The organism is Clostridium manihotivorum (assembly GCF_004015185.1).
Lineage (GTDB): Bacteria > Bacillota > Clostridia > Clostridiales > Clostridiaceae > Clostridium_AR > Clostridium_AR manihotivorum.
The window spans coordinates 1,054,862-1,077,299 of the sequence record NZ_CP025746.1; the positions used below are offsets into that span (position 1 = coordinate 1,054,862).

The window sequence follows — 22,438 nt, forward strand, 5'->3', positions numbered from 1 at the left end:
AACTAAGAACTAAGAACTTAAGAACTTAACAGTTTAAGAGTATAACAATATAACAACAAAAGAATTTAAACATTTAAAAATATAACAAGCTAAGAATATAAGAATTTATAGGAAACATGCGGGTTTAGAGCTTTTTAAGGAACAAAAATAGGAGGATAAGAGAGATGGTTTATTTTATAGGGGCAGGTCCAGGGGATGCAGATTTAATAACTGTAAAGGGGAGAGACATATTATCAAAAGCTGATGTGGTTATCTATGCAGGTTCTTTAGTTAGCAAAGAACATTTAGAATTTTGCAAAGAAGGAGTACGTATCTTCAACTCAGCTATGATGAATTTGGATGAAGTTATTGAGGTTATAAAGCAAAGTGAGGATAAAGGTAAGATGGTGGTAAGACTTCATACTGGAGATCCTTCTATTTATGGTGCCATAAAAGAACAGATGGATGAGCTTAAGACTTTAGGAATAGATTACGAGGTTATTCCAGGAGTTAGTTCCTTTACTGCAGCAGCTGCTGCTATAAAGAGCGAGTTTACCCTTCCAAAGGTTACTCAGACTGTAATTCTTACAAGAGTTGAAGGAAGAACTCCAGTGCCAGAAGGTGAAGACTTAGAGGCGTTAGCAAAGATAGGAGCTTCTATGGCAATATTCTTATCTATAAGTATGATAGATAAGGTAGTAGCAAAGCTTAGAAGAGGCTATGGAAGGAATGTGCCTATAGTAGTGGTTGAAAGAGCTACCTGGGAGGACGAAAGAGTTATATATGGAACTCTTGATGATATATCAGAAAAGGTTAAAGCTGCAAACATAACTAAATGTGCTCAGATTTTAGTAGGTGACTTTATAGATTGCGATTATGAAAAGAGTAAATTATATGATAAGAGCTTTACTCACATGTTTAGAGAGGGAATAAATGAAGATAGCAGCGATTTGCATAAATAGTCAAGGCGAAGAGCTTTATAAAAAGATAAATAAAGAGCTTAAGGTTGACCTATACAAAAAGCAGGAAGGTGAAGGCTTTAAACTCAGAGAAGTTACAGAAAAACTTATGGAAAGATATGAGGCTATCATTTTTTTCTCATCTACAGGCATTGCGGTTAGGGCTATAGCTCCTTATTTAAAAGCAAAGGATAAAGATCCAGCAGTACTTGTTATAGATATCTTAGGTAACTATGTAATCAGTCTTTTAAGCGGACACTTAGGAGGAGCAAATTCTTTAACTTTAAAAGTTGCTGACATAATAAAGGCAGCACCTGTAATAACTACTGCCACTGACAACCTAGGGCTATGTGCCCCAGATATCTTAGCTAAGGATAATGGCCTTATAATAAAGGATTTAAAGAAGGCGAAGGATATAGCAGCGAGCTTAGTTGCTGGAGAAAAGGTGTTTTTTATTGATGAAGAAGATAAGCTTGAAACACCTACAGGATATGTAAGAAGAGCTTTTAAGGAATATTTCAAAGACATAAGTGACGACTTACGAAATGATATAGATAGTAGTGGGCTTAATAAAAAACCAGTTAGTAAGGTATCTGATTGTGTTAGTGACGGCTTATTGGAAAATTGTAATACTAATAAAGCTAACACAGTACTAGTGACAAATAAAAGTAACTATTTAAAAGACAATAAAACTTTATGCCTAATAAGAAAAAATTTGATTTTAGGAATTGGTTGCAGGAAAAGCTATTCACCAGATAAGATGAAGGATATAGTTACCAGTAAGCTTGAAGAGCTCGGTTATGATAAAAAGGCTGTAAAGACTGTTGCAACTGTGGAGATTAAAAAAGATGAAGAGGCTATAAAAAGCCTTTCACAGTATCTAGAGGCAGAGCTTAAGATAGCAGCCATAGAAGATATAAGAAAGATTCAATATAGATACAAAGGCAGTGATTTTGTGGAAAAGACCATAGGGGTAAGAGCTGTGTGTGAACCCTCTGTGGAGCTTTTTGGAGGAAGACTTTTAACAGAAAAACTTAGTATTGATGGAATGACTTTGTGCATTGGAGTGGAGGATATATAATGGGAAAACTATATGTAATAGGAATTGGTCCTGGTGGACTTGAACATATGTCAATAAGAGCTAAGGAAGCAATTGAAGAAAGTGATATAGTAGTTGGATATACAAGGTATATAGAGTTTGTAAAACCACTATTAGAGGGAAAAAGAGTTTTCTCAACAGGTATGATGGGTGAAGAAGATAGATGTAAGGAAGCGCTAAAGCTATGTAAGGAGGGCACTGTTTCTGTAATAAGTACTGGAGATTCAGGAATATACGGAATGGCAGGTTTAATACTTGAGCTTAGAGATGACGAAGAGGTAGAGGTGATTCCAGGAATAACTGCTTCCTCAGCAGCAGGCTCTATAGTAGGAGCACCGCTTATGCATGACTCTTGTAACATAAGTCTAAGTGACCTTATGACACCTTATGAGCTTATAAAGAAGAGAGTACAGTTAGCAGCAGAAGGTGACTTTGTAATATCTTTATACAATCCAAGAAGCAAGGGAAGAGCTGATTATCTAAGAGAAAACTTAGCTGTTATAAGAAAATATAGAAATGGTGATACTCCTGTTGCTTTAGTGAAGAATGCTTTAAGAGATGGACAGGAAGTGACCATAGCGACTCTAGATACCTTTGACTGTACTAAGGCTGATATGCTTTCAATAGTTATTATAGGTAATAGCCAAAGCTATATTAAAGATGGATATTTCGTAACTCCAAGAGGTTATAAGCTATGATAGCTTTAATCTTAGGAACTTCTGAGGGAAAGAAGATTCTTTCTCTATTAAATCAGTTTACTGAAGATATTGCTGTTTCAACTGCTACTAGCTATGGAGGAGAACTTCTAAAGGATTATAAATATAGGGTATTAAATACAAAGCCTTTGGACTACGAAGAACTAAAAAGCTTCCTTCTAGAAAATAATATTAAAGTTCTTGTGGATGCATCTCATCCTTATGCACAGGTAGTTACGGAAAATGCAGTAAAGGCCTGTGAAGCTTTAAACATAGAATATTTAAGGTATGAAAGACCATCAGTAGCTGATAGGTACAAAGAACATATAGTCAGCGTCAAAGATTATGATCAGCTTTATGAAGAACTTTCAAAAATAGATGGTCCTATATTAAATACCACTGGAAGTAATAATATCAACAAATTTATAGCTATGGAACTTAAAAACAGAGTCATTCATAGAGTGCTTCCGTCAGTTAAGGTTATGGAAAAATGCTTTGAACTTGGCTTGAAAACTGAAGATATAATAGCTATTAAGGGTCCTATAAGCTATGAACTGAATCTAGCATTTATAGATGAATATGTTGCTAAGGCCATGGTGTTAAAAGACAGTGGAGCAGAAGGTGGAACAGAAGAAAAACTAAGAGCTGCAATTGATAGAGACGTAAAGATATTTTTAATAGAAAGAGCTGAAGCTAAGTACAAGAACTCCTTTGATGATATAGAAGCATTGGTAAAACATATAAATAGAAGATTTAATTAGATATAACCTTATCTCAATTAAGGTATTCTGTTGAAATTGAGATAAGGTATATTTATGATGAATTTTGAAATTTTGATATTAATCATGTAGGATATTTTCTGTTTTGAGATAATGCTGAAGTTATGAAATATAATTTGACTAATATTGTTTTTAGAAGTAAAGTAAATGTTTAATTACGCACTAGTATCGATGGATCATATAGATTATATAGTTATACTATAAAAATGTAAATAATAGTAATAAATTAAGACAAAGTCTTTATGATTTAAAATGATAAATAATAATAAAGAGTAATATAGAATAATATTCAATGCGAATGAGAAGTTTTAATTTAGGCTATGTTTAATTTCAACACGGTACTTTAACAGAGCCTTAAGTTAAACTCAATATTTTAACAATGTGTAATTGAAAAAAATAGTATATTCGTATTTATGTAAATATATAGTGAGGTGATAGAATGGCTAAAAAGTATCAGATTGCACTTGGAATATTTTTAGTGTTTTTTCTTTGGCCTAGAAATGCCTATGCCATGCACATAATGGAGGGATATCTTCCGCTTGGTTGGTGAATAGCTTGGGGAGTTTTGACAATACCTTTCGTAATAGTAGGTTTCTTTAATATAAAGAAAATGATTGAAGAAAATCCTAAGACAAAAATGCTTATAGCCATGGTTGGAGCTTTTGCTTTTGTGCTTTCAGCTTTGAAGATACCTTCAGTTACAGGCAGTAGCTCTCACCCAACTGGAGTTGGGCTTGGAGCGATTCTTTTTGGACCTGGGGTTATGAGTGTATTAGGACTTATAGTATTAATATTTCAGGCTTTGCTTTTAGCCCATGGAGGTATTACAACTCTTGGAGCTAATACTTTTTCTATGGCTATTGTAGGACCATTGGTTTCATACATTTTGTACAAACTTTTAAGCAAGTTTAAAGTACCCAGTGGCGTATCAGTTTTTATAGCTGCAATGTTAGGGGACTTGATGACCTATGTTACTACCTCAGTTCAACTTTCGCTAGCTTTTCCTGATCAAAATGGAGGAATTGTTGCTTCAATAATAAAGTTTATGGGGATTTTCGCAGTTACTCAGATTCCTCTTGCTATAAGTGAAGGTTTACTCACAGTGATAATCTTTAATTTATTGAGGAATTATAATAAACAGGAGTTGGTAGAACTTAAGGTTATAAAAGAGGAGGAGTAATAAGTGGGAGCAAAGAAAAAGAGCTTTTGGGTAAAGAATATAATATTAGGTTTATTAGTCGTAATCATAGCAGCAGTACCATTAATTTTTATGAAGAATGCAGAGTTTTCAGGCTCAGATGATCAGGCTGAGAAGGCTATAAGTGATATAAATAAAGATTATAAACCTTGGTTTAAGCCTGTATGGCAACCACCTAGCGGGGAAATAGAAAGCTTGCTGTTTGCAGTACAAGCAGCCCTTGGTTCAGGAGTTGTATGTTATTATTTTGGATACCAAAAGGGGAAGAACAGAAGGGAAAAAGAAAAGCTATGATATCTATAGACAAGCTAGCTTATATATCGGCTTTAAGGAATAAAAGTCCTATAGAAAAGTTTTTATTTTCCATGATAACACTAATATTTTGCCTTGGGTTAAACAAGCCTTTAATATCTTTATTAGTATTAATTTTCATGTCTACAATTTTAGTGAATAAAGGTCAGCTACCATTAAAAACTTATATAAAGCTAATGCTGCTGCCTTTCACATTTTTGATAATAGGGGTTCTTACTATTGCAGTAAATATAGTTGATGGAAGTAAAGCCTCATTTATTATATTTCACTTAAAAAGTGTCAGTATAGGATGTACCATGGATAGCCTTAAAACGGCTGGTGAGATAGGCTTAAAAGCCTTAGCTTCTGTAGCTTGTTTATATTTTTTAATACTTACAACGCCAGTATTTGAAATACTTATAGTTTTAAGAAAGCTTAAATGCCCTAAGCTATTTGTAGAGCTTATGGGGCTTATCTATAGATTTATTTTTGTTATTCTTGATAGAGCTAATATGATCTTTATTTCTCAGAATTCTAGGTTAGGATATTCAAATATTAGATTAGGCTATAACTCCTTAGGAAAATTGGTAGCATCATTATTTATTAGCTCTTATAAAAAGTCGCAGGATGTTTATATGGCTATGGAAGCAAGAGGTTACATGGGGGAAATAAATCTTATCTATGATAAACAAAATACTTCCTATAGAAATATGTTAAAGATCTTAAGCTTTGAGATTGTATTAGTAATTATAAGAATTGTTATATATTATTAAATGAGCTTTTATGTAGTTGGCATTATAAAATACTCATGTAGATATACAACTTCAACTATTAATTTATCTATGTAATTATAATCACCAGAAGTTTGGATTATTTAACGTATATATATTAAATTGTTATAAAGCATGACTATATCAAAGCCTATAAATATTAATTAGTGGGAGGAATAGCTTGAGTAATTATATATTGGAATGTAAAAACTTAAGTTTCAAATATCCTGATGGAACCTTGGCGTTAAAGGATGTAAGCATTAAGCTTGAAGAAGGAAAGAAGATAGCTTTCCTTGGAGTAAATGGTTCAGGTAAATCCACATTATTTCTAAATTTTAATGGTATATTGAAGCCAAGCGAAGGCTTTATTTATTACAATGGTGAAGAAATAAAATATAATACAAAGCACCTAAGACAGCTAAGAAAAAACATAGGAATTGTATTTCAAGATCCTGAAAATCAACTGTTTTCAGCAAATGTTTATCAGGAAGTATCTTTTGGGGCTATGAATTTAAAGCTGCCAGAAGAAGAGGTTAAGAAAAGAGTTGATAAAGCCTTAAATGATACGGGAATGTATTCTTTTAAGGATAAAGCCGTGCATTTTTTAAGCTACGGACAGAAAAAGCGAATATCTATATCTGATATATTGGTTATGGATCCGAAGGTTATAATTTTGGATGAGCCAACCTCAAGTCTCGATCCTAAGCACTCTAGCCAGGTAGTGGAGATGCTTAATGAACTTAATTCAAAAGGTATGACTGTAATACTATCTACTCATGACGTGGATTTAGCTTACCAGTGGGCAGATTATATATTTATCATGAAAGATGGTGCTTTAGTTAAAGAAGGAGCTCCAGAAGAAGTACTTGAAGATAGTGAGTTTTTGCAGCAGTGCTATCTTAAAAAGCCAACTATACTAACTATATATGAAGAGTTAATAGCTTTAGGAAAGATAAGAGAAGATAAGGGCGTGCCTAGAGGCTTAGAGGAACTAATAAATCTTTTAAGAACCTATAAGTAGATTAAAAAGAAGTATAGAATTTGATATAAAATTTACAAAGGGGGCTGTCGCATTAGCGGTTAAAAACCGCTGATGCTCAGCCCTAATTTTCTAAAAATTTGTAAGAATTACAACTATATTTTAGAATGTTTTTTCTGAAATTCTAAAAAATTGCGCACTTTAATAAGCCTTTTCTATTAAGGCTATTTTTAAACAATTAGTTTTTAAAAGTTTAAATTTATGCACTGTTTTTTAATGAAAATAGGTGTTTTCCAGTTCTCTCTGATTGGATTTTATTATGTAGTTTGTTTACATTATGTGCCATTGCTAAAAGAATACTTTCGGCCCAAACATTCTGTTTGCCCTTCGAGAGATATCTTCGGAAGCCCATATCTTGTTTTATCTCTGCAAAAGAACCTTCAGCTTGAATACTTCGGTTCATTCTAAGTTGGCGTACTTCTTCACTTACAACTCTTTCTAAATCTTTTTTCTAAGCTTATTAAACAACTTTGAGGTTTCAAGATTTTTAGCTCTTTCTTCCAAAGGTGTCTTGCTGTTATTTCCTTTTATACATTTGCTTTTGTAAGAACAAGAACTGCAATCTTCGCAAGTATATACTGTTTTTTCGCTTATGTATCCGGTTTTACTCTTTCTTTTTATAGTCTTACTAAATATTAACTTTTTATTATTCTTGCAGATATAGTAATCTCCAATTTCATCATAGTCCATATTATCAATTCTACTAATATCCCTTTGGTATTTCCTTGTTTTAGATATCTCATAGTTTGCTGGTTTAATGAAAGAGAGTTGTCCATTTTCTTCAATAAATAAATAGTTCTCTTCGCTTTCATAGCCAGCGTCAGCAACTATTTTTAGATATTTAAAACTTAGAGATTCTTCCATGCTCTTAAGAAATGGAATAAGTGTAGGGGTATCCGTTGGCTGATCGCATACGGTGAGCCATACAATATATTCCGAATCAACACCGTGTTGGACATTGTATCCAGCTTTTAACTGACCATTTCCCATAGCGTCTTCTTTCATTCTCATAAATGTTGAATCATTATCTGTTTTTGAATAACTATTACGGTTACCGCAAATGTGCAACTTTTGCGTGTATTCTTTTAACTTGTCAAGATACTCTTCAAGAGTTTCAATAGATCGCTGTAATGGCATTTTTCTTTTCCCTGATCCATGCACAAATTCAATATTTCTCTCATATTTCAGAGCGTAAAGCTTTTTTCGCAACTTTTTTATATGTTTCATCTTCACTTTGTCATTGTATATTATCTTAATTCCGTATAGTTCCTCACAGTTAGCTACTAAATCAGCCAATTTAACAAGAAGCTTTTCTAAATTCTTTGTAACTGCCTTTTTCCAAACAAAAGTATATTTATTAGCACAAGCCTCAATTTTAGTACCATCAATGAATATAGCATCTCCAGATATTTCTCCTGTAGCACGAAGACATTCTGTCATTTCAGCTAAGATTCTTTCTGCACATGGCGCAAAGTGTAAGCTTCTAAATCTAGCAAATGTTGAATGATCAGGTATTGGTGAATTTTCAAGAAGATACATGAAGTTAATATCACGTCGGCAATATTTTTCCATATCCCGTGAAGAATAGATATGGTTCATGTAAGAATAGAGTACAATCTTCAGCATCTGTCGTGGCGTAGCTTGATTTTCCCTAATTCTGGGAATAAGTCGAATATAAATCTGTTAAATCCATCTCCTCTACAAATTGACTTAGCAAACGCACCGAATCATTAACTGAGACCATATAATCAATATTAAATGGAAGTTTTAATTGATAACTTCCTTTATTTAAAGTATAATCTTTATGTAAATTAATATGTTTGGTCATATATTAATTTTACAATAAATCCAGCACTCTTGTGAATGCTGGATTTATTTTTTATGCAAAAAACGGAGCTGTGCACTAATTAATTAGTGCGACAGCCCCTATATATTTTGTGAATTTCTATAGAGAATAGTAGAAGTTAAAAAAACATAAATCAAGGTTTTGGAGGGAAAATTAAATTCTATTTGGAAATGAAGAATTTTATTGACAAGTAAGGAATATTAAATTAACATGTAAATGATAATCATTATCGATAACTATTTAACAAAGGAGAAATCATATGATATTCATTTATTCATTAATTGCAGTAATAGTTTTTACATTAATTTTTGCAGAACCTATCAGAAAGAAGCCTATAGTGTTTTACTGTATAGCTACACTAATAAGCTTAGTTACAGGTGGTTTTGAACTGTACAAGCTATCAATAAAGATAAATCTATCTGGATTTATAAATCAATTAGAAAAGGCAGCTTCTCAAGGTTTTATTGCACTTGCATTCTTTGTACTAGTGATGTATGCTGGCGCTTTAAGTACAAAATGGTCAGTAACCAAGAAGCTTATGAGCATTAGAGGACCACTTGCTATCATAGGGTCAATTTTAATACTTTCACATGTAATTACATATTTGACAAGATTCGTTGTACTTAAGTTACCAAAGCTCATATCTGGAGAAGGCTTGCCAGTTATATATTTAGTTTATATAACCATAGGTTTTATTGCTTTTGCAATAATGCTTCCATTATTCGTAACATCCTTTAGAAAGATAAGAAAAAATATCAGACCATTGTTGTGGAAGAGATTACATAGATGTGCTTATGTATTTTATATATTGATTTACCTACATGTTATATTAAGATTGATGAATGGTAAAAAACTAGATGTGTTTAAAGTTGCCTGCTATACAATTGTATTCGGATTGTATTTAATACTAAAGCTAGTAAAGGTATTTAAAAGTAAAAAGAGATAAGTATAAATATCCTTTACGAAAACTCAATAGCGCTTAATTTACAGTTTTAGCCAAAGGATTATCACTTCAATCATTAAACTATTTTCAGAACTCTGCTGGGTTCTGAGCAGAGAATTTGAAAATATAAAATCCTTATGAAATGATAGAATGGTGGAATATGACAAAATCATATTAATTCTTTGCACAAGCTCATTTAAGCATCGGATGGCTGACCACTTAATTTCAACAAAGTACATTAGCATAGCCTAAAATTAAAGTGTCTTTGATAACCACTGGTATTTACATGGTAATCAAAGACATTTTCTTATTCTTTGGGAATCCACTATGAAGGCTGAAGTTCTCACAAAATTATAAAGTTTGTCTTTTTCGTAAGAAATTATATTTTAGATAAATTTCTGGTTAAGTTTTTGTAGAATATTTAAAGATATATATAGGAGAAAGAATAAAACAGAGAAAATATATGGCCTGTTAGGATTTCTTCACATACATTCAGAAAAGGCACATGCGAAAAAACTAAAAGATTAAGGAGTAATTTATGGTGGCATCAGTGGCTTTGTTAAAGGTTTTAGATCTTAAGCCATAGGTTATAGACACTTTTATTTGATAAATAGTAATTATTTCGGTTTTTATATCTATGGTACAGCGAAAAAATGGTCCTTCATCATCTGAGAAACCGTAATCTATACCTTGAAGAGCTGCAGCAACCTTAAATACCCTTACTGGATATGTATTAAAGGTTCTAGTTATGACTCTTCCACCTGAAACAGCTTCAGGAAATCTAACAGTGTCATTAATAATATTCATAAAATGCACCTCCCATAAATTATATTAAGAAAGCTTAAGAAATATTTTTTATTTAGCTATGTTTAATAATATTGTTGAAATTAAGTGCTTAAGAAGGAGATGCTATATGAGCGAGCAAGTAGCGCAAGCTCATTTAAGAATCGGATTAATGACAACTTATTTTAGCACAGTACTTTAATAGAGACTTTTCTTTAATAAAAAACTTGAAATTATAGTTATATACTGAAAGTATTCTCACGCATAATAAACCTTCTTCTAGACATAATAAATCATAGTATAAGCCATATATGAATGCTAAAAATTATATATTGGATTATATGATTAATAAAACATCAATCTACTAAATAAAGGAGATGTGTAATAATGAAAGTTAATCCAGATGATAGACGTGATAATGTGGATAAGATACAGCAGCATATCAATGATACTTTAGAAAATATACATTTAGCAAATGACATGATAGAGATAACTGATGATGAAAAAACTAAACAAGACCTTAAAGAAAAAAATGATAGAAGAGAAGAGGCTCTTGATTCCTTTAGAAAAGAGATTAGAGATGAAGCTTTAGATAAAGAAAAAGGATATAGATAACTTTATGAAAATGTTTTCTAAAAATGTGTTGACAAGCATTTGAATTTAAGTTATTATTAAAACATAAATTAAACGCTTACATATTGGTATATGGGATTGTAACTAATTCGATTAGGCAAGACCCTAGCTGATGAAAGAGTGCAGAAATGTCTCTTTTAATTGGTTAGGGTCTTTTATATTTAAATCAGCAATAACTGCTTTAAATATATGCCTAAGGTAAACGATATGTATTAAGGTTTAGTTTGAAAAATTAATATTGAATGGATCGTAACCGGTTAAGCGGGCGAGACCAAACTAGATAGTAGTCTATAGATACTGTTTATTTGGTCTCGTCTTTTTTATTCTTTAGAAATTCATATCAAAGATAAAGTTGTAGATAAGTACGTATAGCTCTGCTAAATGTAGATATGGAGAAAGAATAAAAAAACAGAAATTATGTGGCCTGCCAGAATTTCTTAACATAGTTTCAGAAAAGGCAGATGCACAAAAAATTCACTAAATAAATTCGTTTTAGCAAATTTTTATACAAAATTAATACCAAAAAATATAAAAAAATAAAAAAAATGAAAAGGAGAATGCCATATGAAATACGAAAAATTAGCAAAAGACATTATAAAAAATGTCGGTGGTAAAGAAAATGTTAATAGCCTAACTCACTGTGTTACGCGTTTACGTTTTAAATTGAAGGATGAAAGTAAAGCAAATACAGAAGTTTTAAAGAAAATGGACGGAGTAGTTACAGTTATTAAGAGTGGTGGACAGTATCAGGTGGTTATCGGAAACCATGTGCCAGATGTATATGCTGATGTAGTTGCTGTAGGAGGATTTGCTACATCTTCAGAGGACGGTCCAGAAGAAAAGATGAGCCCATTTAATAAATTCATAGATATTATATCAGGGGTATTTACTCCAACCTTAGGTGTTTTATGTGCTACTGGTATGATTAAAGGCTTTAATGCATTATTTGTAGCTTTACATTTGATAAGTGATACCTCAGGAACCTATGCAATTTTAAATGGAATAGGAGATTGTTTATTCTACTTCTTCCCTATATTCTTAGGTTATACTGCTTCACAAAAGTTTAAAGGTAATCACTTCATAGGTATGGCAATAGGTGCATCCCTTGTATATCCGAAGATAGCGGCGTTAACTGCAGCTAAGCCTTTATACACAATATTTAAAGGTACGATTATTGAGTCAGGAGTAAACTTAACTTTCTTAGGTATTCCAGTAATACTTATGGATTACTCTTCAACAGTTATTCCAATTATTATAGCAGCTTATGTTGGCGCTAAAATAGAAAAGGGTTTCAAAAAGGTAATTCCAGATGTAGTAAAGACTTTCTTAGTTCCATTCTGTACATTATTAGTAATAGTTCCATTAACCTTTATAGTTATAGGACCAATAGCAACATGGGCTGGAAAGCTTCTTGGAGCAGCAACCTTAGGAATTTATAACTTAAGTCCAATTATAGCAGGATTATTTATAGGAGCATTCTGGCAAGTATTTGTTATCTTCGGATTACATTGGGGATTAGTTCCTATAGCAATAAACAACATGGCTGTACTTAAACATGACCCAGTACTAGCAACTACTTTTGCAGCATCATTTGCTCAAACAGGTGTAGTATTAGCTATATTATTAAAAACTAAGAATACTAAGTTAAGATCAATCGCAATACCAGCAGTTATTTCAGGTATATTTGGTGTTACAGAACCAGCTATATACGGTATAACATTGCCAAAGAAAAAACCATTTGTATTAAGTTGTATCGGAGCTGCAATTGGTGGAGGTATCCTTGGAGCAGCAGGAAGTAACCTTTATATAATGGGCGGTATGGGAATTTTCGGAATACCAAGTTATATAGGACCAAATGGTATGGATAGAGGCTTCTTTGGAGCTATAATAGGAATGGTAGTAGCTTTCATAGTAGGTTTTATATTAATGATGGTAACTAAGTTTGAATATGACGAAGAAGCTACAGAAACAACTAATTCAAACAATAGAGTAGTAGAAGTAAAGGCAGAAATTTTAGTTAGCCCAATCAAAGGTGAAGTAAAACCTCTAGCAATAGTAAAGGATGAGGCTTTTGCATCAGGTGCATTAGGAAAAGGAATTGCTATAGAACCTTCAGAGGGTAAGGTAGTAGCTCCAGTAGATGGAGTATTAACAACAATGTTCCCAACAGGGCATGCATTAGGAATTACAAGTGAAAGTGGTGCTGAGATATTAATTCATATAGGAATGGATACTGTTGAATTGAACGGTAAACACTTTGTAGTTAAAGCTAAGCAAGGGGATACAGTAAAAAAGGGACAAGTTTTAGTAGAATTTGATATACAAGCTATAAAAGCAGCAGGATTTGCAGTAACTACACCAGTAATTGTTACTAACTCAGATAACTATGCAGATATTGTTGAGACAGATAAGAAAACTATAAACTTTAATGAGGAATTATTAACAGTACTAGCATAATAGGTTTTAATTAAATTTATATTTAATATAATATAGGCATACAAAAGGTGGCTGAGGCACTAAGTAAATAGTGTACAGCCATTTTTTGGTATACGAATAAATAAAGTAATCCTAAAAAATTTGTTATAAATTTGATGCGATATAGGAATATTGCTTAAGTTTCTATTAAGGATTACCATAATCAGTGATATAAGTACTGAAAAGTAATATGCTATGAATAATTAAAGAAAATTTTATTATAATGTACGCCAAAGAAGATAGGTTAAAATAATGTTACATAAAACATAAGTTCAGATACCTTTCAAAACATAATAGCAGAAGAGGATTAATTACAAAAAAATCTACAAACATCAACATATAACTGCTACATGTTGATGTTTCAGATTTGATAAGAGGAAATGAAATTTAAGTTATTAACACTATTTTTCAAGAACCTTAATAATAATTAAGAAAAAAGACTTATCTAAACTATTCATTCTAAATATTGTCGATTTAATTACATTAAGAGAAAAAAATTGTAATAATTTTTAAATTGAAACAAAAGATGTAATGTGATAATATCAATACATAGAAGCTTCTTGTAAAAATGTTACTAGAATTAACAAATAAAAGTTTATTATTTGAAAGGAATGGTAAAATGAAAAAAGTTATTTTATTCACTGCTGTTATAGCATCCCTATGTGTTTTTTCAGCAGGTAGAAATGCTGAGGCTAAATCTTGGGGGCTTACATTAGATTCAGCTAGTGGCTGGAGTTGGGCTGATAGAAACTGGGACACTAAAGATTGGAGCGGAAGTTCAGGTTATGTAGAGTTAGTTCATATAGATGATAAAGATTCTTACTATATGATAGGACGAGCTCTTAATTCTAATAATGAGGTACGTTCTGATAAAGTAACTTGCAAACAAGGGGATGGACAGAAGACTGTTAATGAATTGAATATGGTACAAGGCAAAAAGTATTGGCTAGAGGGTTACAATGATAATTTCAAATTTTCATCTGTTTGGGCTTATGGTAATTTTGGATGGTACTAATATAAATTATGGATTGATATAGTCAAAATTTTTTGACTATATCTTTTTTGAAAGGAGTAGCAACATGTTTATTGCTGAGTTAAAAAGAGCAATCCTAAGAAAGAAGTTTATGTTATTGATTATATTCGGAATGCTAATAATTATTATTGGAAGCATATTTGAACTTAAAGAGTACATTTTTTTTAATTATAACGCATCTGACTTAGCTACAGCAGAATTACAAAACTCTGCTAGGGATATGGTGAGAAGAGGCTTTAATAAATATGCGGTTTGGTTTAGCATGCTTAAGTACTATACAATAGCTGTTCCTATTTTGGCTTCATTGCCATATTCAACGTCTTTCTTAGAAGATAGAAAATTTAAAATTATGCAAGCTATTGATTCAAGAATAAATCATAATAGGTATATTGTAGCTAAGTTCTTATCTAATGGTATTGCAGGTGGACTTTCGACAGCATTGCCTATTATTATTGGTAGTATAATGGTAAATATACTTTTTTCAGGAAACATAGATGAGTTCTATGCTAAGGGGGCGTATGGTGGTATTTTTTCTTATTTGGTTATTAAGAATTTTTACTTATACATTATAATCCACACGTTATTGTTATTTTGTTTTGGTTTTGCATATTCAAGTATTGCTTTGGCAGTATCTACAAAGTTAGATAAAAATTTTGCTGTTATGATTTTTCCACTACTATTTTTTATTGTAAGCACAATCATTGGTCAGGTATTAGATTTAAAAATTTTACGATGCACAAGAAGTATAGAATTTTACTTGAATCCAACCGTAGGTCTTGGAGAGATATTTCTTCAAGTTCTTGTCTTTATATTAGTAACATCAGTCATCTTTTTTGTTTTTTCAAGAAAGGAGTATATATATGAATAAAAAGTTAAAGGTAATTCATAGTTTAATTAAAGTACAATTAAAAACTGAACGATTAGTTAACCATTTAATGTACACTATGATTTTTTTTATTTTTATATCATATATTCTAATTAATAACTTAATAACAGAGACATATAAATTAGAAATAAGTATAAATATATGGGATGGTATATTTAGTATAATAACACAGCCATCTTTTATATTATTTATATATTTACCAGTATTTTTATTAGCGACATCTGTGCTTATTTCCAGAAATAACTTTAGTAAATACTTAATTGTTAGATGTTCAAAAAAATCATGGATAGCAAGCAGAATATTATGTCAACTAATTATAAATTTTACTTTTAGTTTATGTTACTTTTTATTCGTTACTATCTTATCTGCGGTAAATTTTGATATTAGTCCAAAGTGGAGCGATACAATAATGGATTCACAATCAATTTCTATGTTAAGTACAAAACTATATCCAAATAATTTTGTTTTAGTTATGACACCATATAAAGCTTTAATTTTTTCCTTTTTCGGAGTTTTTCTTTCTATGTGCATAATTACCTTACTAAGGGATTTATTTATGGAGTTTGTCCAAAATATAATTGTGGCAAATATAATGACTATAACGTACATAGTTGCAAATTTTGTTTTATTTGCTTTTCCTTTAAAAAACCTAGTTGGAACTATTTTCGCATACATTTCTCTGTATAATGTATCGATGATATGGTGTCACAAATTTAGTAGTGTGGCATTAAGTGCTATACCATTAAACATGGGATTGTTATCTGGATTTATGTTTATCTCTGCAATAATAGTATTTAGACTAATATTCTCTAGAAGAATGGTGATTGCAAATGACTAAAAAAGTGATTCAATTGAATCTTAAGGAAATAAATATTAAGTATTATTTACCAATAATACTTTCAGGGATTATAATCACATTAATTAAGACTAAAGTTGCCAATTTGCCTATATATAATTATTCATCAATGATTAATATAGAGCTTTTGGCTTTTGGTGGAATAGACCAGAATTATGATATAACTAAAAACATAATAGAATTTATTGAATGGTTATTTCCTATAATTACAGTTATATTTGTCGTAAGTATTACTAATGAGGAAATGAAAAGTAGGGCTATGTTGATACTTCCTAGAATTAAACATAAGTATAAGTGGAGTATTTGTACAAGCATTTCAATACTAATAATGGTTTTAAAATACTATTTAGTTTTAGTAGTATCCTCATTAATAACAATCCTAATTATTAATAATTCTAATATTGTTTATGATATAAATAGATACTGGATATTGATTTATATTTTTTCGTTAAACTCTTTAACTATTTCAGCTATAATTATATTTTCAAATAATATTTCAATGTTAGTAGGTGGATCAAAGAAGATTGAAGTAATAGCGTGCTTTTTTTGTATAATTCCAGTTTTGTTTTTAAATTCCAGTACACTTATTGGTAGAACTTTAATTATAAATCAGGGCATTGTTATAAGACACTTTCCATTTGTTGAGGAAGTTTTACACTTTTCACTTAACTATTCTTTAATATATTTAATTATTTGTATAGTTATTAATGTTGTCATTGGAACTATAATTTTAAGGAATACTGATATTAATAATATTTAAATAAAAAGGAGTTTTAGAATTGAGTATAACAAACAATATTATAAAATTTGATAATTACACAAAAAAGTTTCATAATGAAACTGTATTGAATAATATAACTCTTAGTATTGAAGAAGGAAAATGCTATGGATTTGTAGGTAGAAATGGATCTGGGAAAAGTTTGTTATTTAAAGCCTTGTGTGGTTTTATAAGAGCATCTTCCGGAGATGTATATGTAAATGGAATGAAGATAGGAACAGAAATTGACTTCCCAGAGAATACAGGAATATTAATAGAAAGTCCTGGCTTTTTGCCATCATATAGTGCTTTAGATAACTTGAAATTCCTAGCAAGTATTAATAATAAGATACAGGATAATCAAATAATAGATACATTGAAGTTAGTGGGACTAGACCCAGCTAACAAAAAAAAAGTGAAAAATTTTTCTTTAGGTATGAAACAAAGACTGGGAATTGCACAAGCTATAATGGAAGATCCAAGCTTATTAGTGCTTGATGAACCAATGAATGGACTTGATAAAAATGGTGTATTGCATATAAGAAATATATTATTAGAATTAAAGAAAAGTAATAAGACTATACTTCTTACTAGTCATATCCAACAAGATATAGATGAACTATGTGACCATGTTTATGAGATGGATGATGGGAACTTAAGTATTATAAGATAGAGCAAATATTAAGGCAAGCAAAAATAAATATATATACACTAGAGCCAATCACAATACTTAATAAAATAAAAAACACTAAAGTAAAGCTACTTTAGTGCTTTTTATTTTAAGCTATATATTCATTGTCTACTTGTTCAGAGTTAAAGCTTTGATCAGCCTTTGCAGATATTTTCTCTGCTATAGAGATTAAAGCAGGTATAACTATTGGAAGTAAAACAACACTTAGTAGGAATAATCCTGTAACAACACAAATAGCAAGTTCCATAAGAACATGGATATTTGATGGATACAAGGTAGCAAAGGTACCAGCTAGGATTATCGCTGCAGACATTACAACTCCGCCTACATTCTTAGCTGCCAGAATTATTGCTTCCTTTGGATCTGTGTTTGGATATTCTTTGAAACGAGTCATAAGGAATATGCTATAGTCCACTCCTAGTGCAGCTATTACTACAAAGGAGAAGAATGGTACGTTCCAAGACATTCCGTCTACGTTGCTAAACAACTTAGCTGTTAAGAAGGCTGTTACTGAAATTGCTGTATAGTATGCTGCTACTAGAGAACCAACTATATATACAGGTATCCAGAAGGATCTTATTACTAATACTAGTAATACAAATATAGCTCCCAGTACTATTATTTGAGTAAAGGTTATGTCATGAGTTGCTATATTGTTTAAATCGTTAGTAGTTGCAGTTGGACCAGCCACTCCAAACTTAGCGTCTGAAAGCTTAGTTCCTTTTAATTGATTTTTTACTAGTTCATTGATTTCATCTATGGTCTTGATTGACTCCTTTGCATATGGATCAGAATCAAGATTTATAGTGATTTTAGTGATTTTTCTGTCACTAGACATATAAGTATCAAACATTTTTGTAAGGTCTGACTTTTCAAAGGCTTCCTTAGGTATATAGAAACTCTTTGTACCAGTTGTCAATTGTGTTAAGAAATCATTTGTTTTGTTGATACCATCATGAATAGTACCTAAACCGTCACTGCTCTTGCTTATACCATCCTTAAGCTGACCTAAGCCGCCAGTTAACTGAGTTAATCCAGCATATAACTTGTCTTGGCCATCTTTTATCTTACCAGCCCCGTCTTGTAGTTTAGCCATGTTTTCAATTACGGTCTTTTGGCCAGAACTACCTTGTCTTAAACCAGCTGCAAGGCCTGCTTCTCCTTGTTCTAACTGAGCAATTCCTTGAACTAACTTTGAGTTTGAGCTTGTATTAGCTATGATTTGATTTATACCATCATTTAATGCGGATAAACCATTTGTAAGTTGATTGTAAGTTCCATTAAATTCAGAAACCTTACCGGAAAGTCCATCCAAAGTAGCAGAAAGAGTTGCTAGAGTGCCTTTAAGTTTAATAATATCTGGATCATTTGCTGGAAGCTTTGTAGCAAGTGAATCGGTAGTAGCATTCATTGATATAATAAACTGTTTAAGCCCCAAAATTTGATTTGGTAGAGCATTATAAAATTGTCCTATACCAGCATAACCCTTTTGAATTTCTGAAAGTTTACTGTGTATAGTTTGAAGTCCACCGTTTATTTGAGAAACTCCATCCTTAAGACCTGATATACCAGCAGTAAGCTTGTCAGCACCGTTAGCACCTTGGTCTATACCGTCACCAATCTTCTTAAGTCCATCTGTAATTGCACCCATACCATTTTGTATTGCTCCAGTACCAGTAGAAAGGTCTTTAACACTTGAAAAATCAGGAGTAGTAAGACTGCTTTCTATTTTTTTCATTCCATCATTTATTTGGCCTACACCGTTATTGGCTGAACCTAATCCATCAACTACAGTCTTAGTTTGAGAGTTAGTATAGAAGTTTTCTATAGCATCTCCCTTAGGCTGAGTAACGCTGGATACTTGTTGTATGCCTTTAAGTCCTTTTAGCTTTACAGTTAATTCATCAATAACTGATAAAGCTTCATTGTTGTCCGTAAGCGATGGAACAAATACCGTCATGTAAATAGACCTTTAATTTGATATGCTTTAGTAAAGCAATCAGATTGGAGGTTTTAATATTATATCTAAGAATGAAAATTATACTCTCTGGGAGCAGAGAATAAATGAAAAAAATAAAAGCGGTCTAACAATCAAAGAGTGGTGCGAAAAGAATGGAATCAGTAGACATAAGTACAATTACTGGAATCACCTATTGATAAAGAGAAATGAAAAAACTGTTGAAGAGACGACCTTTACTGAAGTTACAACAATTCTTTCAAAACCTGATAATACAAATTCAAACCTAAGTAAATCTTATGATTTTCAGATACTTTATAAAAATATACAAGTTACTGTTCCTAGTAACTTTAATCAAGATTCTTTAGCAGGACTGATGAAGGTTCTGCAAGACTTATGATGAATCATATCGCCGATGGGGCGGAGCACATCTATCTTGCACTCGGTGCCACCGACTTCCGCAAGCAACAAAACGGACTTGCCGCACTGGTTTCATTAAAATTTAATCTTAATCCTTACTCTGGGACAAGTGTTTTCTTATTTTGCAATAAAAGACATACCTGTCTTAGGGCACTTCGATGGGATAAAAATGGCTTTATATTGGTTACAAAATTTCTTTGTGATGACATGAAATTTCAATGGCCTAAAACAGAAGGAGAAGTACGTGATATAACAAAACGACAAATGGAATGGCTTCTAGATGGTTTACAAATTGATCAGAAAAAAGCACATCGAGAAAGTATTGATACTGCAGGAATGATTTTCTAAAAATCGCTAAAAAGCTAGTAAAACAGCCATTTTTCTGGTATAATATAAGTAGTTAATTAACCAGAAAGGAGCCTTGAATCATGCAGTTTTTAGATAGCAAAGAGTTGCGAATTAAAGAACTTGAAAATGAAAATAGAAAACTGCAGGAAAAGGTAAATATGCTAGAGCATGATGTTGAACTTCTTACTCAAGCAGTTTTACATGCATCAAAACAACGTTTTGGAGCATCAAGTGAAAAGACGCCTCAAATAGAAGGACAATATTCTTTTCTGGATGAAATAATTGATCCTATTATAGATGAGACCAAAGTTATTAGTATAAAAGAACATAAGCGACCTGTAAGAAAAAAAGGCGACAGAGAAAAATTGATTAAATCATTACCACATGAAATAGTTGAATGCGTTATTAATGAAGAAGAAGCAGTGTGTAAAACATGCGGAAGTGATCTTAAAGTTATTGGTAAGAAAAAAGTAAGATCCGAAATGGAATATATTCCAGCAAAGCTTATAATCAAAGACTATGTTCAATACGTTTATAAATGTACTGAATGTGGAAAAAATCACGTTAATCCATATGATTCTATATATTGTGCACCTGTGCCAGCTCCCGTGCTTACGCATTCCGTAGCATCGCCTTCGATTACAGCGTGGATAATGTATCAAAAGTATATGATGTCAGTGCCTTTATACCGCCAAGAAAAAGACTTTAAAAGGATGGGCGCTGAGCTTAAAAGAGACATGATGGCAAACTGGATAATACGAAGCACTGAATATTGGCTAAAACCTTTATATGAAAAGATGCATGAACAATTATTAAAGTGCAGTATTATTATGAGTGATGAAACTACTTGGCAGGTAAACAAAGAGAAAGGTAAGAAGGCATCTAGCAATTCATATATATGGATACATAGAAGTGGCAACTGCGAAAGCTTACCGGTAATTTTATACCAATATACCAGAAGTCGTTCAGGTGAACATGCAAAAAAATTTCTTGAGCAGTTTAGAGGGTATCATGTCTCCGATGCATATGCTGGATATGAAAAGGTTGAAGGAATTACTAGATGCTTATGCTTTAGTCACCTACGAAGATACTATCTAGAAGCTATTCCCTTAGATTCTAGAAAAAAAGAGATTCTAGGCTCTGGCGGAGCGGTCGGCAGGGCTTATTGTGATAAACTCTTTAAACTAGAAAGAAAGTGGAAACAGCTATCTCCAGATGAAAGAAAGCAGAATAGGCTTATATATAGTGTCCCTATACTGGATGCCTTTTTCGCATGGGCAGAAAAAACATTTACAACACAAGATATGTTGAGAAAGGCTTTAAATTATACACTGAATCACAAAAAATATTTTACTAACTTCTTGCTAGATGGAAGAATACCCCTATCTAATAATTTATCAGAAATCGCTGTAAAACCTGTAGCAATTACAAGGAAAAACTCATTGTTTTCCGATTCGGTAGCCGGGGCGGAAGCATCCGCAATTATATTTAGCATTATAAATACAGCAGCAGCTAATAACATAGATCCATATAAATATCTGCATTATATTTTTTGCCAGTTACCAAATATTAATTTTGCATCGAATCCATGTTTACTTGAGGAATATTTACCATGGTCGGAGAGAGTACAGCTTCAATGCAAAGCAACTACAACAGAAGCTACACCAAAGGAGGAAAAAAATAGTGAGTCAGCCTAATATAGATTTTATGATGACTATGACCAAGAACTTTTTAGGCGGAAAAATAGATGAAATAGCTTATACGCTTGACTTTCCATATGAACTTGAAAAAAGATACAAGAAAATGCACAAGGAAGATGATGATTATGCAGAATTGATTTATGAATGCCTTTATGAAGAAGGCATATGCTTTTTCAATGACCTATCAGATTCGGAATTTAAGAAACTCATTCGAAAACAATATAACTATATAAAGCAAATTGCAAAAGAAGGATTTTATTAAAATATAAGCTTCACAAGGTTTTGTGAAGCTTATATTTTT

The 22,438-nt window shown here is 31.8% G+C and carries 22 protein-coding genes and 1 pseudogene; 20 read left to right on the top strand and 3 right to left on the bottom strand.

Annotated elements, in window-relative coordinates:
• Positions 1-164 precede the first annotated feature (164 nt).
• The 8 genes from cobM (at position 165) to C1I91_RS04685 (ending at position 6,791) form a co-directional block, all read left to right on the top strand.
• Positions 165-941: a precorrin-4 C(11)-methyltransferase gene (gene cobM / locus C1I91_RS04650; RefSeq protein ID WP_164880439.1), complete on the top strand. Its 777-nt coding sequence runs from the start codon at positions 165-167 to the stop codon at positions 939-941.
• Positions 913-2,019: a cobalt-precorrin 5A hydrolase gene (cbiG, locus tag C1I91_RS04655; RefSeq protein WP_128211572.1), complete on the top strand. Its 1,107-nt coding sequence runs from the start codon at positions 913-915 to the stop codon at positions 2,017-2,019. Before cobM ends, cbiG begins: the two co-directional genes overlap by 29 nt.
• Positions 2,019-2,735, top strand: coding sequence for a precorrin-3B C(17)-methyltransferase (cobJ, locus tag C1I91_RS04660; RefSeq protein WP_128211574.1), 717 nt, complete (start codon positions 2,019-2,021; stop codon positions 2,733-2,735). The genes cbiG and cobJ overlap by 1 nt, the downstream gene beginning before the upstream one ends.
• Positions 2,732-3,493: a cobalt-precorrin-6A reductase gene (locus C1I91_RS04665; RefSeq protein WP_128211576.1), complete on the top strand. Its 762-nt coding sequence runs from the start codon at positions 2,732-2,734 to the stop codon at positions 3,491-3,493. Before cobJ ends, C1I91_RS04665 begins: the two co-directional genes overlap by 4 nt.
• A 568-nt stretch (positions 3,494-4,061) precedes the next feature.
• A complete protein-coding gene (locus tag C1I91_RS04670) occupies positions 4,062-4,691 on the top strand; it encodes an energy-coupling factor ABC transporter permease (protein WP_238476023.1) in 630 nt (209 codons plus the stop codon).
• A gap of 3 nt (positions 4,692-4,694) precedes the next feature.
• Positions 4,695-5,003: an energy-coupling factor ABC transporter substrate-binding protein gene (locus C1I91_RS04675; protein ID WP_128211578.1), complete on the top strand. Its 309-nt coding sequence runs from the start codon at positions 4,695-4,697 to the stop codon at positions 5,001-5,003.
• Entirely contained in the window at positions 4,946-5,773 is an 828-nt protein-coding gene (gene cbiQ / locus C1I91_RS04680) for a cobalt ECF transporter T component CbiQ (protein ID WP_338032598.1), read from the top strand. Before C1I91_RS04675 ends, cbiQ begins: the two co-directional genes overlap by 58 nt.
• A 178-nt stretch (positions 5,774-5,951) precedes the next feature.
• Positions 5,952-6,791 carry an energy-coupling factor ABC transporter ATP-binding protein gene (locus tag C1I91_RS04685; protein ID WP_128211580.1) on the top strand — a complete coding sequence of 280 codons (840 nt, stop codon included), beginning with the start codon at positions 5,952-5,954 and terminating at the stop codon, positions 6,789-6,791.
• Between the two features lie 217 nt (positions 6,792-7,008).
• On the opposite strand, the pseudogene C1I91_RS04690 reads toward C1I91_RS04685, so the two are convergent.
• Positions 7,009-8,637 (bottom strand): annotated as a pseudogene (locus C1I91_RS04690) (IS1182 family transposase).
• 277 nt (positions 8,638-8,914) lie between these two features.
• On the opposite strand from C1I91_RS04690, the gene C1I91_RS04695 reads away from it, so the two are divergent.
• Positions 8,915-9,601 carry a ferric reductase-like transmembrane domain-containing protein gene (locus C1I91_RS04695; protein WP_128211582.1) on the top strand — a complete coding sequence of 229 codons (687 nt, stop codon included), beginning with the start codon at positions 8,915-8,917 and terminating at the stop codon, positions 9,599-9,601.
• Between the two features lie 513 nt (positions 9,602-10,114).
• On the opposite strand, the gene C1I91_RS04700 is transcribed toward C1I91_RS04695, so the two are convergent.
• Positions 10,115-10,405, bottom strand: a complete 291-nt coding sequence (locus C1I91_RS04700) for a hypothetical protein (protein ID WP_128211584.1) — start codon at positions 10,403-10,405, stop codon at positions 10,115-10,117.
• A gap of 363 nt (positions 10,406-10,768) precedes the next feature.
• On the opposite strand from C1I91_RS04700, the gene tlp reads away from it, so the two are divergent.
• The 7 genes from tlp (at position 10,769) to C1I91_RS04735 (ending at position 17,694) form a co-directional block, all read left to right on the top strand.
• Positions 10,769-10,996, top strand: a complete 228-nt coding sequence (gene tlp / locus C1I91_RS04705; RefSeq protein WP_128211586.1) for a small acid-soluble spore protein Tlp — start codon at positions 10,769-10,771, stop codon at positions 10,994-10,996.
• A 582-nt stretch (positions 10,997-11,578) separates the two neighbouring features.
• Entirely contained in the window at positions 11,579-13,471 is a 1,893-nt protein-coding gene (locus C1I91_RS04710) for a beta-glucoside-specific PTS transporter subunit IIABC (protein WP_128211588.1), read from the top strand.
• Between the two features lie 637 nt (positions 13,472-14,108).
• Positions 14,109-14,504, top strand: a complete 396-nt coding sequence (locus C1I91_RS04715) for a hypothetical protein (RefSeq protein WP_128211590.1) — start codon at positions 14,109-14,111, stop codon at positions 14,502-14,504.
• Between the two features lie 64 nt (positions 14,505-14,568).
• Complete coding sequence (locus C1I91_RS04720; protein WP_128211593.1) at positions 14,569-15,390, top strand: hypothetical protein; 822 nt, start codon at positions 14,569-14,571, stop codon at positions 15,388-15,390.
• Between the two features lie 427 nt (positions 15,391-15,817).
• Positions 15,818-16,246 carry a hypothetical protein gene (locus C1I91_RS04725; protein WP_128211595.1) on the top strand — a complete coding sequence of 143 codons (429 nt, stop codon included), beginning with the start codon at positions 15,818-15,820 and terminating at the stop codon, positions 16,244-16,246.
• On the top strand, positions 16,239-17,024 hold the full coding sequence (locus tag C1I91_RS04730) for a hypothetical protein (RefSeq protein WP_128211597.1): 786 nt from the start codon (positions 16,239-16,241) through the stop codon (positions 17,022-17,024). The genes C1I91_RS04725 and C1I91_RS04730 overlap by 8 nt, the downstream gene beginning before the upstream one ends.
• A gap of 25 nt (positions 17,025-17,049) precedes the next feature.
• On the top strand, positions 17,050-17,694 hold the full coding sequence (locus C1I91_RS04735; protein ID WP_128215919.1) for an ABC transporter ATP-binding protein: 645 nt from the start codon (positions 17,050-17,052) through the stop codon (positions 17,692-17,694).
• 106 nt (positions 17,695-17,800) lie between these two features.
• Here C1I91_RS04735 and C1I91_RS04740 read toward each other — a convergent pair whose 3' ends face one another.
• Entirely contained in the window at positions 17,801-19,672 is a 1,872-nt protein-coding gene (locus C1I91_RS04740) for an MMPL family transporter (RefSeq protein ID WP_128211599.1), read from the bottom strand.
• Between the two features lie 130 nt (positions 19,673-19,802).
• On the opposite strand from C1I91_RS04740, the gene C1I91_RS28690 reads away from it, so the two are divergent.
• The 4 genes from C1I91_RS28690 (at position 19,803) to C1I91_RS04760 (ending at position 22,399) form a co-directional block, all read left to right on the top strand.
• The gene (locus C1I91_RS28690) at positions 19,803-20,069 is read left to right on the top strand and encodes a hypothetical protein (RefSeq protein ID WP_420808465.1); all 267 of its coding nucleotides are present in this window, start codon (positions 19,803-19,805) and stop codon (positions 20,067-20,069) included.
• The gene (gene tnpB / locus C1I91_RS04750; protein WP_128211603.1) at positions 20,066-20,437 is read left to right on the top strand and encodes an IS66 family insertion sequence element accessory protein TnpB; all 372 of its coding nucleotides are present in this window, start codon (positions 20,066-20,068) and stop codon (positions 20,435-20,437) included. Before C1I91_RS28690 ends, tnpB begins: the two co-directional genes overlap by 4 nt.
• An 80-nt stretch (positions 20,438-20,517) precedes the next feature.
• A complete protein-coding gene (gene tnpC, locus C1I91_RS04755; RefSeq protein ID WP_128211605.1) occupies positions 20,518-22,134 on the top strand; it encodes an IS66 family transposase in 1,617 nt (538 codons plus the stop codon).
• A complete protein-coding gene (locus C1I91_RS04760; protein ID WP_128211607.1) occupies positions 22,121-22,399 on the top strand; it encodes a hypothetical protein in 279 nt (92 codons plus the stop codon). Before tnpC ends, C1I91_RS04760 begins: the two co-directional genes overlap by 14 nt.
• Positions 22,400-22,438 lie beyond the last annotated feature (39 nt).

Bases quoted from the DNA above. Each gene is read 5' to 3' on its own strand.
- cbiG (WP_128211572.1), top strand. From the start codon at position 913: ATGAAGATAGCAGCGATTTGCATAAATAGTCAAGGCGAAGAGCTTTAT.
- C1I91_RS04725 (WP_128211595.1), top strand. From the start codon at position 15,818: ATGGATTCACAATCAATTTCTATGTTAAGTACAAAACTATATCCAAAT.
- C1I91_RS04720 (WP_128211593.1), top strand. From the start codon at position 14,569: ATGTTTATTGCTGAGTTAAAAAGAGCAATCCTAAGAAAGAAGTTTATG.
- C1I91_RS04740 (WP_128211599.1), bottom strand. From the start codon at position 19,672: ATGACGGTATTTGTTCCATCGCTTACGGACAACAATGAAGCTTTATCA.
- C1I91_RS04730 (WP_128211597.1), top strand. From the start codon at position 16,239: ATGACTAAAAAAGTGATTCAATTGAATCTTAAGGAAATAAATATTAAG.
- tlp (WP_128211586.1), top strand. From the start codon at position 10,769: ATGAAAGTTAATCCAGATGATAGACGTGATAATGTGGATAAGATACAG.
- C1I91_RS04695 (WP_128211582.1), top strand. From the start codon at position 8,915: ATGATATTCATTTATTCATTAATTGCAGTAATAGTTTTTACATTAATT.
- tnpC (WP_128211605.1), top strand. From the start codon at position 20,518: ATGCAGTTTTTAGATAGCAAAGAGTTGCGAATTAAAGAACTTGAAAAT.
- cobM (WP_164880439.1), top strand. From the start codon at position 165: ATGGTTTATTTTATAGGGGCAGGTCCAGGGGATGCAGATTTAATAACT.
- tnpB (WP_128211603.1), top strand. From the start codon at position 20,066: ATGATGAATCATATCGCCGATGGGGCGGAGCACATCTATCTTGCACTC.
- C1I91_RS04715 (WP_128211590.1), top strand. From the start codon at position 14,109: ATGAAAAAAGTTATTTTATTCACTGCTGTTATAGCATCCCTATGTGTT.
- C1I91_RS04700 (WP_128211584.1), bottom strand. From the start codon at position 10,405: ATGAATATTATTAATGACACTGTTAGATTTCCTGAAGCTGTTTCAGGT.
- cbiQ (WP_338032598.1), top strand. From the start codon at position 4,946: ATGTTATTATTTTGGATACCAAAAGGGGAAGAACAGAAGGGAAAAAGA.
- C1I91_RS04665 (WP_128211576.1), top strand. From the start codon at position 2,732: ATGATAGCTTTAATCTTAGGAACTTCTGAGGGAAAGAAGATTCTTTCT.
- C1I91_RS04710 (WP_128211588.1), top strand. From the start codon at position 11,579: ATGAAATACGAAAAATTAGCAAAAGACATTATAAAAAATGTCGGTGGT.
- cobJ (WP_128211574.1), top strand. From the start codon at position 2,019: ATGGGAAAACTATATGTAATAGGAATTGGTCCTGGTGGACTTGAACAT.